The 14,389-nt window shown below is 45.3% G+C and carries 12 protein-coding genes; 11 read left to right on the top strand and 1 reads right to left on the bottom strand.

What is annotated here, in order from left to right:
• Window positions 1-696: 696 nt before the first annotated feature.
• Complete coding sequence (gene recG / locus AACQ38_RS17655) at window positions 697-2,778, bottom strand: ATP-dependent DNA helicase RecG (RefSeq protein WP_165578716.1); 2,082 nt, start codon at window positions 2,776-2,778, stop codon at window positions 697-699.
• Between the two features lie 441 nt (window positions 2,779-3,219).
• On the opposite strand from recG, the gene AACQ38_RS17650 reads away from it, so the two are divergent.
• From AACQ38_RS17650 to AACQ38_RS17600, 11 genes are all read left to right on the top strand, one after another.
• Window positions 3,220-3,786, top strand: coding sequence for a tyrosine-type DNA invertase (locus AACQ38_RS17650; protein ID WP_165578709.1), 567 nt, complete (start codon window positions 3,220-3,222; stop codon window positions 3,784-3,786).
• Between the two features lie 425 nt (window positions 3,787-4,211).
• On the top strand, window positions 4,212-4,814 hold the full coding sequence (locus tag AACQ38_RS17645; RefSeq protein ID WP_165578708.1) for a fimbrial protein: 603 nt from the start codon (window positions 4,212-4,214) through the stop codon (window positions 4,812-4,814).
• Window positions 4,815-4,940: 126 nt separating this feature from the next.
• Window positions 4,941-5,681: a fimbrial biogenesis chaperone gene (locus AACQ38_RS17640; protein ID WP_165578707.1), complete on the top strand. Its 741-nt coding sequence runs from the start codon at window positions 4,941-4,943 to the stop codon at window positions 5,679-5,681.
• Window positions 5,650-6,291, top strand: a complete 642-nt coding sequence (locus AACQ38_RS17635; protein WP_339367064.1) for a fimbrial protein — start codon at window positions 5,650-5,652, stop codon at window positions 6,289-6,291. Before AACQ38_RS17640 ends, AACQ38_RS17635 begins: the two co-directional genes overlap by 32 nt.
• A 67-nt stretch (window positions 6,292-6,358) precedes the next feature.
• Window positions 6,359-7,069 carry a fimbrial protein gene (locus tag AACQ38_RS17630; protein ID WP_165578706.1) on the top strand — a complete coding sequence of 237 codons (711 nt, stop codon included), beginning with the start codon at window positions 6,359-6,361 and terminating at the stop codon, window positions 7,067-7,069.
• A gap of 50 nt (window positions 7,070-7,119) precedes the next feature.
• Window positions 7,120-7,815 (top strand): fimbrial protein, encoded by a 696-nt coding sequence (locus tag AACQ38_RS17625; protein WP_165578705.1) that lies wholly within the window; start codon window positions 7,120-7,122, stop codon window positions 7,813-7,815.
• Between the two features lie 62 nt (window positions 7,816-7,877).
• On the top strand, window positions 7,878-8,615 hold the full coding sequence (locus AACQ38_RS17620) for a fimbrial biogenesis chaperone (RefSeq protein ID WP_228985051.1): 738 nt from the start codon (window positions 7,878-7,880) through the stop codon (window positions 8,613-8,615).
• Window positions 8,616-8,651: 36 nt separating this feature from the next.
• Window positions 8,652-9,446, top strand: a complete 795-nt coding sequence (locus tag AACQ38_RS17615; protein ID WP_165578715.1) for a fimbrial biogenesis chaperone — start codon at window positions 8,652-8,654, stop codon at window positions 9,444-9,446.
• A 75-nt stretch (window positions 9,447-9,521) separates the two neighbouring features.
• Complete coding sequence (locus tag AACQ38_RS17610) at window positions 9,522-12,260, top strand: fimbria/pilus outer membrane usher protein (RefSeq protein ID WP_228956795.1); 2,739 nt, start codon at window positions 9,522-9,524, stop codon at window positions 12,258-12,260.
• A 117-nt stretch (window positions 12,261-12,377) separates the two neighbouring features.
• Complete coding sequence (locus tag AACQ38_RS17605; protein ID WP_165578704.1) at window positions 12,378-13,751, top strand: hypothetical protein; 1,374 nt, start codon at window positions 12,378-12,380, stop codon at window positions 13,749-13,751.
• A gap of 155 nt (window positions 13,752-13,906) precedes the next feature.
• Window positions 13,907-14,383, top strand: a complete 477-nt coding sequence (locus AACQ38_RS17600; RefSeq protein ID WP_238409185.1) for a CaiF/GrlA family transcriptional regulator — start codon at window positions 13,907-13,909, stop codon at window positions 14,381-14,383.
• Window positions 14,384-14,389: the final 6 nt, after the last annotated feature.

The following is a 14,389-nucleotide window of genomic DNA, read 5'->3' as shown; positions in this document are numbered from 1 at the left end:
TATCACGGCAGGTGTGATGGAGATGTTCAAGTTCGGCTTTTTGTTCATCGGTAATGAATATTTTCATAGCGAGGATAATGATCTCCATTTCGGATAAAATCAAGCATCTTCAATGATTACGGGTATAGATAAGAAAACCAACAAAACTACTATTATTTGCGTGACCTCCATCAAGGTTTTATACTTCGAAAAGAAAATATTTAAAATTACATTCATTGGGTTAATAGAAACATTTACTATTTAAACTTAGTAATTCAATATTACATTAATTAAAATTTCCTATCATAGATTTACATCTATTCTCGTTTTAACCTTTGAGCATAACATTGTGCTAATACCGCATACACTATAACTGAATTTGATAAAAAATGGCGGAACCGCTTGTCACCCCAGTTAGCTGATAAAAGACTTCGGATAGTGACACGTCGTATCAATTAATCCGAGGTATTAGATTCGATTTTTTTAAGAAAATAATAAAAAACCATTTATATTTTCTGGGGATATATTTTAACGCTGGTGCTAATTTAGGAATAATTGTAGTTCTATTTTGCATTCCTTTAGAAATAATACATGAACAATTAAACGGAATAATTAAAAGAAAGCTCTATAGCAGAGCATCTTAATGATTGGATAAAACCAGATATCTGTATTTTTGGCAGCGTTGAGAAACAAAAAAACGCTCCGATATATCCTCAATCACGCATTACCATAATGTACCCGTTCCGGTAACCAGCGTTCAATCAAGGCACGGGTATGTTCAGGATAGTGTTGGTGAATATGCCGGGCAATACGCTGAATTTCCGGCAACATTCCCTGATCTCTTAGCAAATCAGCTACCTTAAATTCCGCATTCCCAGTTTGGCGTGTTCCTAATAGCTCCCCGGGGCCGCGAATTTCCAGATCTTTCTGCGCGATAACAAAACCATCGTTACTGTCTCTAAGCACTTGCAGGCGAATTCTGGCAGTACTGCTTAGCGGAGTTTTGTAAAGTAAAACACAATGAGAAGCGATAGCGCCACGGCCAACTCGGCCGCGTAATTGATGAAGTTGCGCCAAGCCGAGCCGTTCCGGGTTATCGATGATCATCAAACTGGCATTCGGCACATCCACGCCCACTTCGATAACCGTTGTGGCGACCAAAAGCTGTAATTCTCCACATTTGAAAGCTTCCATCACTTGCTGCTTTTCTGTGGCTTTCATTCGGCCATGTACCAACCCGACTTTCAGTTCCGGTAAAGCGAGCGTCAATTCTTCACTGGTGGCTTGTGCCGCTTGAGCTTCCAGCACATCGGAATCTTCAATCAGCGTACAGACCCAATAGGCTTGTCTGTTTTCATCAAGACAGGCGTTTCTGATCCGTTTGATAATTTCTTCACGGCGCGTATCCGGGATCGCAACGGTTGTGACTGGTGTCCTCCCCGGTGGCAATTCATCAATAATAGAAGTATCGAGATCCGCATAAGCAGTCATGGCTAAGGTACGGGGAATCGGGGTGGCCGTCATAATCAATTGGTGAGGATGAAAACCCTGTTCACGTCCTTTTTCCCATAAAGCCAGACGTTGATGCACACCAAACCGATGTTGCTCATCAATAATCACCAGCGCCAGACCGGAAAACTTCACTTGTTCCTGAAACATGGCATGCGTACCAACAATCATGGCGACTTGACCGTTGGCAATGGCTTCTTGTTGTTTCTGACGCGCTTTCCCCTTTTGCTTACCTGCCAGCCAGCCGACCTGAATACCCAAAGGTTCCAGCCATCGCCGGAATGTATTTGCATGCTGTTCTGCCAGTAGTTCAGTCGGTGCCATCAAGGCGACCTGTTTACCATGTGCAATGGCACGCAACGCAGCTAATGCGGCAACCAGCGTTTTTCCTGAACCTACATCGCCTTGAATCAGTCGCATCATGGGAACATCTTTTGCCAGATCCTGTTCAATTTCTGAGACAACCCGTTGCTGAGCATGAGTTGGAGAAAATGGCAGGCGATTAAGGAATTGCGGTTTTAACTTGTCCTCAGTCGGCAACGGCTGAGCGTGATAACGTTGTACGCCAGCTCTGACGGCTAACATACTCAAATGGTGAGCTAAAAGTTCTTCCAGAACCAGACGGCGATAAGCTGGATGTTTGCCGGTTTCCAGATCCACCAGCGCAATATTTGGTGTTGGGCGGTGCAAGGTATGCAGTGCTTGCGGCAGACTAATAATAGAGCGGCTAAGTTCTTCCGGTAAAAGTTCATTGATTGTACAGGTATCCAGTAATTTCAGTGCTTGATCAATGAGATTACGCAGCGTCGCCTGACGAACACCTTCTGTTGTCGGATAAATCGGTGTTAATGTCTCTTGAAGCTGTACATTTCCCATATGATTTTGAATCTTATACTCAGGATGAATAATTTCGGCACCCTGACCGCCTCTTCTGATTTCACCATAGACAACAACCTGTTTCCCTTTCGCGAGATTGTTTCTCATTGCCGCCGAAAAGTTAAAAAAGCGCAGTGTGAGCACGCCGGTACCATCGCTAATTTTGCAGATCAGGGTTCGACGACGACTAACAACAACATCGGTACGCAGGATTTCACCTGTGACGGTGGCGGAAATACCGGGTAAAAGATCATTAATAGTATAAAGGCGTGTCTGGTCTTCATAACGCAGCGGGAAATGCAGCAGCAGATCCTGCAAATTAACCAGCCCTATTTTTGCTAATTTTGCGGCCTGATTTGCCCCGACGCCACGTAGGGAAGTCAGAGGGATGGCATCAAGCAATGGGCCTCTCATAAGGTTTCTTTTATCTCCGTTAGATTGCATGGTAGTCCGTCAGGTTTCGCAGGTCACGGCCTGAGCCTGTTTACCATCCATAATAATACAGACGAGTTTAACGTAATCAATGGAATATTTTCCTTCGTAACTGGTTGAAAACCATATCAATACCTTAAGAGTAAGCCGCTATAACGAAAAAGGCGATTTGTAACGACAGGTTCTTGTAGCCTGTTTTGAATAATCTGTCCTGTCAGTCAAATGTAAACTAACGTGCTTGTGAGGTGAAAAAATAATCAAAAAAGGTGTTTAAATTTTGCCCCATATCTGTATAACCTCTTGTAGCCTCGGTGAACAATAGGCCATCGTTTTGGGTAGCGGTGTCTATTTTATCCTAGTTTATGTCTGTTTTAAGCGGGATATAGCCGGGTTGTACTATCAATATATTTTGGAGAAATAATCATGGGCCAAAGAAAATATCTGACTCAATCAGAAGTAGAAAGCATGTTGGAAATGGCAAAAGTTGGGCCTAATCCAGAACGGAATTACTGTCTGGTTTATATGAGCTATATCCACGGCTTTCGTGTTAGTGAAGCCAGGCATTTACGGTTATCTGACATGGAATTAAAAGAAAAATGTTTATATATCAGGCGGTTAAAGGGAGGGTTTTGTACTAACCATCCCCTGTTGCAGCGTGAGGTTAAGGCGATTAAGGCATGGCTTAAAGTGCGCAAAACTTTACAGGGCGCGGATAGTGATTGGCTGTTTTTGTCGCGTTGTGGGAAACCGCTTACTCGACAGCGTATCTATCAGATTATCAACCAGTTAGGACAACGGGCGAATATCGCGGTAGATCCGCATCCGCATATGTTGCGTCATGCCTGCGGTTTTGCTCTTGCAGATCGAGGGATAGATACCCGACTGATACAAGATTATCTTGGACATAAAAACATTCGCCATACGGTACGCTATACAGCCAGTAATGCTGAACGTTTTCAAGGAGTTTGGAGTATAAAAGTTAGACGTTAAGGTATGACAGTTAGGACCATTTTGACAATTGGTATACAATTGCCTAGAAATTATACTAAAAGTTTTCTAATAAAAAAAGAGATAGATTTGTATATATTTGTAAAACGCAACTATCCTACCACAAAAACATTTCGATAATCCACTCTTTTTATTCCAATATGTAAAAACATCACACTTCCTTCGTTACTTTAAAGAAATTACTGTTACTAATTTCTGATTAAATAATTAAATATCCTTAAAATTTGCGAAATAACTATAGTTATATCCATATTGCTTTGTTTTTGCACAGAAAAATTTTTGTATACCAATTGTCAAAATGGTCCTAATTGACAAATATTTGTACAGCTAGATGTCTCTGTTTGTCAAAACGTGATGCACGAGTTTGATCCAGATTTTAGTTAAGTAGTTAAAAAGAGATTAATGAAATGAAAAAGATATTAAAGATAAGCGTCGTGGCGGCGTTGGTTTTGGGGGCAGCTTCGGCTGCTAATGCGGCGAATAATGCCATAGTAAATGTTACCGGTTCGATTGTGACTGCAACATGTGATGTTACTAACCCTGGCTCAAATGGGACGGTGGATACGGGGAACTATATAAAAACAGCTTTTACAGCCCCCCCAGATGGGAAATTTCCAGGCGCAGGAATTTCAAAATTTATAAATGATAGTGAAAGGCATTTCACTATTGGTCTTGCTGACTGCTCTTCAGACAATAAAGATGCAAGTAAAGTTAAGTTGTATGTGACAGGTAACACCTTGGAGGGATCAGGGGGTTATCTCTTTAACAAAGATATTAATAAACAGGCAGGTATAGTACTAAGTTATCTAGAAAATAATGTATTAACGCCTATTAAAAGTGAAAGCACGGTTGCTATGATCGTTCCTAATGTAAAAAAAGACAACAAAGAGGAACCTGATATCAAGAATAGTTATGCAGAATTTGTTGTATATATAGCCACAAAGAGCACAGATGCTCCTGGAAACCAGCGGATTACTGCCCCCATCACCTTCTCCTATGCGTATGACTAACTTTTATGTGGCTTTAGCCTGAGGAGCATCTCCTCGGGCTTCTTCGATGAAAAATCCTAGATGATTGGATGATGCCTTTTATTAGGCAACTACTGGCTGGTTGAGCCAAGATATGAGAAACAAAAGATGATCAGTAAACTCCGACTTCCTAACATCATAGTAAAAAGCCTTGTATTGGCCGCGTTTTTGTTTGCGTCACAGAGCTGGGCTGAAGGCGGATTTGGCATCGATGCTACACGCATTATTTTCTTACAGGATAAAGCTGGAGCAACGGTATCGGTGCGCAATACAACAACCAATATCCCTTATCTAGTGACAACTAAAATTACTCGCACCGTTGATGGCAAGGGTAAAACACCATTTTACGTCACGCCTCCTTTATTTCGTTTGGACCCTAAAGGAACTAATGTCCTGCACATCTTAGGTGATACCAGCAAGTTGCCGACTGATCGGGAGAGTGTCTTTTATTTTAATGCTGCTGCTATTCCCGGCAGTAAGTCTCCGGGCCAGCGCTTCGAAGAAACCAAAATTGGCGGCGGGATAGCTTATGCCATCGGCAACACCATCAAACTATTTTATCGGCCAACGGGGTTGGTGGGTACACCAGAGCTGGCATACAAAGCGCTGCGTTTTACCCATGCTTCCGGGGGCGTTCAAGTTAGTAATAATTCGCCTTATCACATCAGCTTTACCCAGATCAAAGTTGATGGGGTGCCGGTGAAGTTTTCTGACAGTCATCCACAAATGCTGGCACCTTTCAGCACCCATGTTTATCCCGCTCAGAATAGTCAGAATAAAAAGAAGGTGGAATGGGCGGTGATTAGCGATCTCGGCGGTGGAGAGAACTTCGATGGTGAAATTCAGTAAAGCCGGTATCTCAAGGGTTCAGCATCTACGCAGGTACCTGAATTACATCGGCATGGGTGGGGTTCTGTGGCTCTTTTCTGGTCCCTTGTGGGCAGCGAATTCTGTTGGGGCCACATTTAGGGCCGAAATTACGCAAGGCACGTGTGATGTCATTGTGGACAGCAATAATATCGAGCTGGGCATAGTGCAGTTTGCAGACTTGGTATTAGGAAAAGTTAACAGGGAAATTCAGATTACGCTGAGAAATTGCACGAGTGTGGTCAATAGCAACAGTATTACTCCCACGATTACCGTTACCGGAAATCATGTTGGTACGAATGATAAGAGCTTGTTTCGTGATAAAGGGGCAGATGAAAAAAACGAAGCTTCAACGGCAGTGGGCATCACTGTGCAATTGAAGAAGTTTAGTGGAACAGAATGGTCCCCAGATTTAAAGGACGATGAACCGTTTCATCTGGCTAATAAAGGCACAATCGTAAACGATAAAACGCCTACTGTGCCGGTGAAATTTTCACTGGTATGTGCTTTGGCAGGCGGGCAGACGGTAGCGGTCTGCAAAAAGGCAGGAAAAATCAAGGCTACACTGACGTTTACGTTTAATTATCGTTGATGTATCGGCATTGCAGCGTGATATCGCGTTAACAGAAGAGTGATAGAGTTAATTTGAGGTGAGCACGATGTTTGGGACAGCGACAGAACAAAAAAAAAGCAGGCTGAATGACCCGTCGACCTTCCTGCCCAAGGGTAGAAACCCGGTATTGCAGGTTGTGATGCGCTGCTTCTGCTGGAGTTCTGTAATGGTTCTGCTGTTCCTGGCAAGCAGCGTCATGGCTGATGACTCCAAGACCGAGCCCAAGTACCCACCGACGATCACGAGTGGGATAGACGTACAGGTGAATGTAACTGTTTATCCTGATCCTTGTGACATAGAGATCGATGGTGATGATATTAATGGTTCGGAGCTGAATTTTGGTTCCCTGCTGGCGGCGGAGTTTAGTCATGAAGGGGATGTATCAGCCACCAAGTCATTTAAGTTGAAATTAACGAATTGTGGCGATCCGGATAGTGTGGGCTTTGTCCCCAAGCTCACTGTATCTGGAAATACCATCGACGCTGAACATGGTTCAATATTTAGTGATCCTAATTCCGGTGATCCTGGGGCTTCTGAGGGGCTGGGGTTTATTATTTTAATCGGAGAAGAAAAGAAGGAAATAGGGCTGAATGATGATTTGATAATAAATCATCGCGAAATCAATGTTCCGGTTGAATTTGATGAGGGCAGTGGTGAGACTGATGTAACGGTAGCAATTGCACGTGGAAGAGATAGTAAGGTTATTCAACCCGGCACGCTGATTGCGCACGTCACATTTACATTTTCTTATCAGTGAGGTGTGATTTATCACGGATGATAAAAATTGGGAGAGGCGGAAAGAGTTAGATGAAAACGAAAAATAGCAATCTTATAAACAGTGAATTAATGACATATCACAGCAGGGCAAAATATGTGTTGCTCTTCATGATGCTGATTGGATGGACCATCGGTTGTGTGACGACTTTCCCAGTGCAGGCGAAGGATCCAAATACGAATCGTACAATCAATTTCAGAGGCATGTTATTGCCTCCGACCTGTGTGTTGAGTGTGAATGGGTCCAGCTTTGCCGATTTTTATAATTATTATATCGCTCCGGTCTATGCCAGTGAACTTAGAAATAGCAAATATATCGCAAGAGATCCCGTGGAACTGAACTTTATGTTTAGTGACTGTGATCTAGGCGAATCAAGACCCGCTCTCTACATATGGAGTGATGTGCCTGCCATAACAGATCCGGAGCTTTTCATGCCTGATGCCAATTTTAACAGTACTAAAGGAGTAGGAGTTAGGATATTAGACGAAAAAACTAACAAGTTTGTACAGGTAAGGAAGGAGGATGACCCGTATAGGGTAGATCTCTCAGACAGTGTAAAAGGAAATGGTGGGAAATTGGAGGGAGCAATGAGGAGGTTCAGGGCGTATGTGGGAGGTCTGGGCGATATAAATAATCCAGTAACCTGTAAAACAGAGAGTAACGATACCAATGTATTATGCGGAGGAATAGCGAATGTGAAGATACATTTTGAGTTCGTGTATCAGTAGATGGTGTTAAGCCGGGTGTATTCAAGGGATTTTGTCTGATTCTCTGAGATGAAGTGGGATATATGAAAAAGATGATAGTCATGGGAATGCTGGCGATATGGGCGGTTATGGCATCGTCACCAGCACATGCGGGTCTTATGTTGAGGAAGACACGTATTATTTATCATCAGGGCGACAAGGTGCAAAGCATGTCATTGCAGAATTCAGGCGATGAGGTGTATCTAATACAAGCTGCTGTGACTCCGGGAGATAACTCAAATACCCGTTCATCGGAGTTTACCGTGTTGCCTCCGTTGTTTCGCATGGAGGGTAATAGCTTGAACGTGATGCGAGTTATACGTACCGGCGGTGATTTCCCAGCTGATCGAGAGTCTCTGTTTCGTTTTCGTATTAATGCGATTCCGGCGAAGAAAACACTAGATGAGAGCAAGGCCAATGGCAATGGAAAACCAGGAGAGATTGGTGCATCTCTGTCTATTGCGCTGGGGATGAATATTAAACTTATCTACCGGCCAGATAAGCTGCCGATGACACCGGAGCAGGCCTATGGCCGACTGACATTTATACGAGCAGGCAATACTGTCGTAGTGACTAACCCAACACCGTATTACCAGACTTTTGCCCAATTGAAATTTGATGGCAAGGCAGTAGATCTTAACAAAGCCCCGTCAATGTTGGCCCCTTTCGGCCAGATGACTTTTTCCTTGGCAGGTACGGCGGGAAGTAAAGTGACATGGTCGATGATCACCGATGCCGGTGGAGTGAGTAGACTACAGAGCGGTACGTTACGGGCCGACTAAGTATGTTTTTATATTTTGAAATTGGAAGAGCATGACATGGTGGAGCGTAATATTTCAATAAAACGGATCGTTATAACTGTGTCATGTGTTCTGGCAATAATATTACCGGTATTGCCACTCAGGGCAGCAGAGAGTCTGAAGGGGTTGCATCTCAATGACACTCGTGTGATTTATCCTGAATCATCCAGCAACGGAGTCTCTTCGACACTCATTAATAACAGCGACAACAATTATCTCATTCAGTCAATCGTACAAGAACTAAACCCAGAGACCGGTTTACCGCTGGGGGTTAAGGCACCATTTATCGTTATTCCGCCGATTGCGAAGGTGGGGGCAGATGAACGGCTGGTGTTGAAAATCCTTCGTATTGGTGGGGTTTTGCCGAAAGATCGAGAATCTCTGTTCTTTCTGAATCTGCATATGTTGCCTTCTGAGAAACAATTACCAGTATCTAGAGATGACTCTGGCAAGATGAAAATGGTGACAGCTCTGGCGGTGAAATTGTTCTACCGTCCTGAAGGGATACCAAAAGAGGGGGTTGCCGGTGCGGTGAAACAGTTAAGCGCGTCAGTAAAAGAGGATGTCGTGATGCTGACTAATCCGTCACCGTTTTGGATAACGTTGCAGACTTTGCAGGTAAGTTCGTTTGCCGTACCGGGCAAGGATTTGTTTAGGATGGTGCCACCCTTTGGTCAGCAGAGCTGGTCGCTGCCGGCAGGTAAAGTGTCTCTTGGTAGTCATGTCACTGTATCGTGGCGTGCTATTGATGAGTTTGGGTTAGACACTGATGAAGAGAGTAGATCTATTGCCGTATCCGGCAGTGGTCAATAGCGATGTTGCAAGGTATCGACAGAAGAGATATGAGCAATGAACCTCTATATGTTAAATAAGAGATGGTAATTAAGAATGAAAGTGTTGATTCCGGCAATAAGCTGTCGTTCAAAACGGCCGTTTACTTGTTGTCGTTGTGTAAATCAAGGTATTTCTACCTCTCTTACCCTATCAAAGCATCAAATGGGGGGTTCTCTCGTTTTTTGTCGGGTGATGCTGGTATTTCTGACGGGATGGAGCGCTCATGCAACAGCGCGTGATTATTTTGATCCGGCTTTATTGGGCTTTGGTTCGAATTCCGGTCAACCGGTAGACTTATCACAGTTTGAGACCGTAGGAGGTCAGGCACCGGGAACTTACCGTGTTGATATCTACGTGAATGGTACTTTTTTTGATACGCGTGATATTACGTTCCAGCGTCATGGCGAGGGTAATGCCGAGCTGACGCCGGTACTTACCCCAGATTTGTTGGAAGCGGCTGGTGTTAATATCAGCGGCATACCAGCGTTGAAAGCATTGCCGGTGGATAAGCCGATAGAGAGTCCGTTGGGTAAATTGATTCCCCAAGCGGCGGCCCGCTTGAACTTTTCCCAGATGCGGCTGAATGTGAGCGTACCCCAAATAGCGATGAAGCCTTCAACGAATGGCTTGGTTGATCCGACGTTATGGCAGGAGGGCATTCCGGCTTTTTTACTGAACTACAGCATCAATGGCAGCCAGAATCAACGCTCACAATTTGGTAATAAACAGACTAATCAGAGTCTGTTCGGTAGCTTCAATTCTAGATTGAATCTGGGGGCCTGGCGTCTTCGGAATACGGCGACTTATTCTTATAGCAGTCAAACTGATAACCGGTATGACTCATTCAATGACGCAGTGAAAAAAACGACCGAATCCCAGCAACGTTGGAACTTTCAGCAAACCTATTTGCAGCGGGACGTGGTGGCGTTACGCAGTGATCTGACGATAGGGGATACCTCGACCGGTAGTGTGGCAGGTCAGGTATTTGATGGTTTTCCTTATCGTGGTATTGGGCTTGCCACTAGTGACCCGATGATGCCCGGCAGGCTGAGTGGTTTTGCGCCGATTATCAGTGGGATAGCTAAATCCAATGCTCAGATTACGGTGACGCAGAATGGCAGTGTGATTTATCAAACCAACGTGGCACCCGGTCCATTTCGTATCACAGACTTAGTGGGCAGCAGTGTCGGAGGCGACTTGCAGGTAACGATAACTGAGGCCGATGGTACTCACCATGGGTTCACTCAGGCTTATTCCAGTCTGCCTATGATGTTGCGGCAGGGGCAATTCAAGTACGAAGTGGCCGCCGGGCGTTATTACAGTAGTGGATATGGCAGCGGCATACGTAAGCCGGTGTTTGGTATGGCCTCGATGATTTACGGTCTGCCTGGTAACGTCACGTTATACGGTGGTGGCCTGGTGGCGCAATCGTACCAATCCGCGGCGCTGGGAACCGGGCTCTCTCTGGGCATGATGGGGGCGTTATCTGCGGATATCACGACTTCCCGGACTCGGTTACAAAATACGCCTGACATCCTGCGTGGGGAATCTTACCGCGCTAAATATTCGAAAAGCATGCTGACCACTGGCACGACGGTGGATTTAACCGCGTACCGCTATTCCACACGTAATTACCTGAGTTTTTCGGATGCGAACACTCAAGGCTACAGTGTTTGGGGAGAACTCCCTTCTTGGATGTCTGAGCGGCGACGCAGTAGTTGGCAGATGCGACTGAGCCAGTCATTGCCCGGTAACTATTCTCTGTGGCTCAGTGGTCAGCGGGATAACTACTGGGGAAGCTCTAAAACTAATACCACCCTATCGATGGGATTGAATGGTTCTTTCTACCGTGTGGGCTGGGGGCTTAATTACAGCATTGATCGCATGCGCGGTAACGGCGACTGGCCTGAAAATCGGCAAATTTCGTTGAACGTAAACGTTCCTCTGAGTCTGTTTGGCTCCTATGCGGCGCTGAATAATGCGTATGCTAACTATAGTTTTTCCCGTGATAGTACGGGACGCAGTAATAACCAGTTGGGCATAGGCGGATCGGTGCTGGATGATAATAGTCTGTCTTGGAACGTATCGCAGAGTCAGGCGAATAAAGGGAGAGGGCGCAGCGGGTCAGTGTCAATGGGATATCTTGGTTCCTTTGGGCAAGCCAACTTGGGATACAACTACGATTCATGGGGGGGACGTGGTGTGAACTACGGGTTTAGTGGAGGGCTGATTGCACATCAGCATGGCGTTACTTTGGCATCGCGTATTGGTGATGCTGCTGTATTAGTGCGGACATCGGGGGTTGCAGGTATTCGTGTGATGAATTCCAGTTCGGTGACTACTAATCGCTGGGGATATGCGGTTGTGCCTTATGCCCAGACGTACAGCCGTAATAGTATCAGTTTAGATCCGTCATCGCTGCCGGAAGGGGCTGACATGGCACAGGGTAGCAAGAACGTATTCCCGACGAGTGGTGCGGTTGTGATGGTGGATTACCCCGTGCGTATTGGGCAGCAGTTGCTGATGAATTTGACCTATAACGGTAAGCCCGTGCCGTTTGGGGCAATGGCGGGGCTTAAAGGGGATACAGACACAAATCTGGCCGCGATAGTCGGGGAGGGCGGACAAGTGTATCTGAGTGGTATGCCACCCAGCGGGGTACTGAAAGTGAAGTGGGGCAGTACACCGGACAAGCAGTGCGAGGTGGCATTTAACCTGGGGCCCCCTCCGGTAAAGGCGAAGGCAGATAAACGCTGGAATCCAATGCGGCAATTGAACGAAACCTGTCGTTAAGATGAGGCAATGTGTTGTGGTTCTGCACTGACAACCTAATGGGGAAAACCACAATTATTAGGAAGAGGACCCTCTGAAAGGCGGATGTGATTTGGTCGGGATGGGGTGTATCAACGAATGAAAATTTCTAACAGGACAACTGGGAAGTTACTCCCGGTTGGGCAGCCGATGAAGACGAATAAGACATTTATTAACAAGATAAAACAGGATATGAGTTGGATGGTGGTTCATTGTCGCTGGTGGTCGATGTCGATATGGGTGGGGATGATATGCCTATCCGTGGGTATCTTTTCTTCTCCCACACTGTTCGCCGCGCCGACAATAAATTGGAATGCTGATCGCGCCATTGACGCTCTGGGGCCTGCTCGAAAGGTAAAGTGGAGTGACGGAATAATCACTTATCCGGCAACGGGTAAAGCGACCTTAAAAGATGTGTTTCCAACACTGTCTATGCAGTGGGGTAGTAGTAAAACGTTGGATCAGGTCAAGTTCCGGCTCAAAGCAGGGCACGGGGAAATTTTTAAAGTCCCGAGAGTGGTTTCAGGCCGTTACGAATGCTCAATTGAAGCCAAATTTACAAATGGTCGTCCAGGAGTAGCCATTCCCAAGGAAAACATGGCGGTGGATATCGATGGTACAGGGACAAAGTATTCTAAATCACCAGTAGCGCTCGTGGCGAGAACTACTGGTAATCAGGATGATGAGAGTGTAGCAAAGGCAGAACTAAGTGACCTTTCTTTTGATGTGTCTTGTCAAGGGGTAAATTTTTCATGGAAGCGAAAGGCCGATGAAAAAGTTGAATTCGAAACCCAGAATGTTCATGCACCTGTGGGTATTTTAATTGATGGAGGGGATTTTATGTGGTGGTCCAGACCAATTCTTCCGACTATCAAAGACCCTGTAACAGTGATATCCCCTCCGGAGTGTATTTTTGAAAGTCAGTCTAGTGAGGATTTTGATTTAGGAGAGATTCGCCGGGAGCCGTCGGACGCGATATTCCCAAAAGAGTTATACCGGGCAACGGTAGAGATATATGATCTATTGATAAGTGTTGCATGCGATACACCCAATAAGGACGATACAGGCGTAGCCATTGTGAATTTTTCTACTAAGCATCTCGGTGTTGATGGTAAAAGTATAGTGATGGACACCTCTAAGAATGGGGGTAAGGACTTCGATAACGCGTTGGCGATAAAAGTGTTGCCGCGAGTTCTAGGCATACAGACTAAGCTTGTAGGCGGCAACCAGATTGGTCAGCCAGTAACATTTGGTTCAGCGGCTGACCCTAAAAGTGTGCTGGTTTTTAATGTAGATGATAAGTCAGCCGTGAAAAAAATTAAAAAGGATGAGCACGGCAACGAAATAGGCGAGTATTATTCTCATCATTCTCTCAACAGGTTTTCTGTGCAGCTTTGGCAAACGAAGGCGATAGACCCCAAGCTTTCTGGTGAGTTCAAAACGTCTATGGAGGCAACTCTAGTCATGAAATAACGCTGCGCTGGCAAGGTATTTAAATATGGCATGGTGGCTTAGCCGCCATAGGTATTTCATCTCAATAAATCGCACTATTTCATTTCTCATGTGGTAACAAATTGACCCGTTAGTCACCAGTGGAGAGTAAAATGACAATCAATGTTAATGATTCAATGCTGCTTCAGATAAGCGGTAGCCAGACCGATTTGCCTGGAGGTCAGACTATTACCGGCAAACAAAGTAATCATGGGGATTTTCGGTTGCCGGCCTGTTTGTCTCATTTGAAGGATACACCGTTGTACATGGCAGTCGCGTATTGGGGATTATTGAAGGGGAGTGGATTTACCAAAAGTGAAATCAGCCAGGTGTTCCGAGTGACAGAACGCCGGGCAACAGATGTGATGAATTATATCTACAATGAGCGACGTGATGTGATCGCCTGTGAAAAAGTCTTCTTTCGTGAGAAGCAGGGAAGTCGCCGGCAGATGCTAATTGTTACGGCCGTCGTTGAACCCATGCCTCAGAAGGGTCAGGCGTCGGTAACGAAAACGGTGAAGTCGACGCGCTCCCGGACATTATCACAAGCTAATCACATGTGCATTTGGCGCACTTGGTTTTTGCAGCGGGCTTGTGGTCCGTTTATCTCCTGAGTCGTA

This window comes from Photorhabdus sp. RW14-46, from assembly GCF_963887965.1.
Taxonomy (GTDB): Bacteria; Pseudomonadota; Gammaproteobacteria; order Enterobacterales; family Enterobacteriaceae; genus Photorhabdus; species Photorhabdus laumondii.
Note: the sequence above shows the minus strand (reverse complement) of the source record. Positions and strands in the feature narration are given on the sequence as shown.

Excerpts from the sequence above, each read along its gene's own strand:
- AACQ38_RS17615 (WP_165578715.1), top strand. The coding sequence starts at position 8,652 with ATGGTGGAGCGTAATATTTCAATAAAACGGATCGTTATAACTGTGTCA.
- AACQ38_RS17600 (WP_238409185.1), top strand. The coding sequence starts at position 13,907 with ATGCTGCTTCAGATAAGCGGTAGCCAGACCGATTTGCCTGGAGGTCAG.
- AACQ38_RS17610 (WP_228956795.1), top strand. The coding sequence starts at position 9,522 with ATGAAAGTGTTGATTCCGGCAATAAGCTGTCGTTCAAAACGGCCGTTT.
- AACQ38_RS17605 (WP_165578704.1), top strand. The coding sequence starts at position 12,378 with ATGAAAATTTCTAACAGGACAACTGGGAAGTTACTCCCGGTTGGGCAG.
- AACQ38_RS17645 (WP_165578708.1), top strand. The coding sequence starts at position 4,212 with ATGAAAAAGATATTAAAGATAAGCGTCGTGGCGGCGTTGGTTTTGGGG.
- AACQ38_RS17625 (WP_165578705.1), top strand. The coding sequence starts at position 7,120 with ATGAAAACGAAAAATAGCAATCTTATAAACAGTGAATTAATGACATAT.
- AACQ38_RS17650 (WP_165578709.1), top strand. The coding sequence starts at position 3,220 with ATGGGCCAAAGAAAATATCTGACTCAATCAGAAGTAGAAAGCATGTTG.
- AACQ38_RS17630 (WP_165578706.1), top strand. The coding sequence starts at position 6,359 with ATGTTTGGGACAGCGACAGAACAAAAAAAAAGCAGGCTGAATGACCCG.
- AACQ38_RS17640 (WP_165578707.1), top strand. The coding sequence starts at position 4,941 with ATGATCAGTAAACTCCGACTTCCTAACATCATAGTAAAAAGCCTTGTA.
- AACQ38_RS17620 (WP_228985051.1), top strand. The coding sequence starts at position 7,878 with ATGAAAAAGATGATAGTCATGGGAATGCTGGCGATATGGGCGGTTATG.
- recG (WP_165578716.1), bottom strand. The coding sequence starts at position 2,778 with ATGAGAGGCCCATTGCTTGATGCCATCCCTCTGACTTCCCTACGTGGC.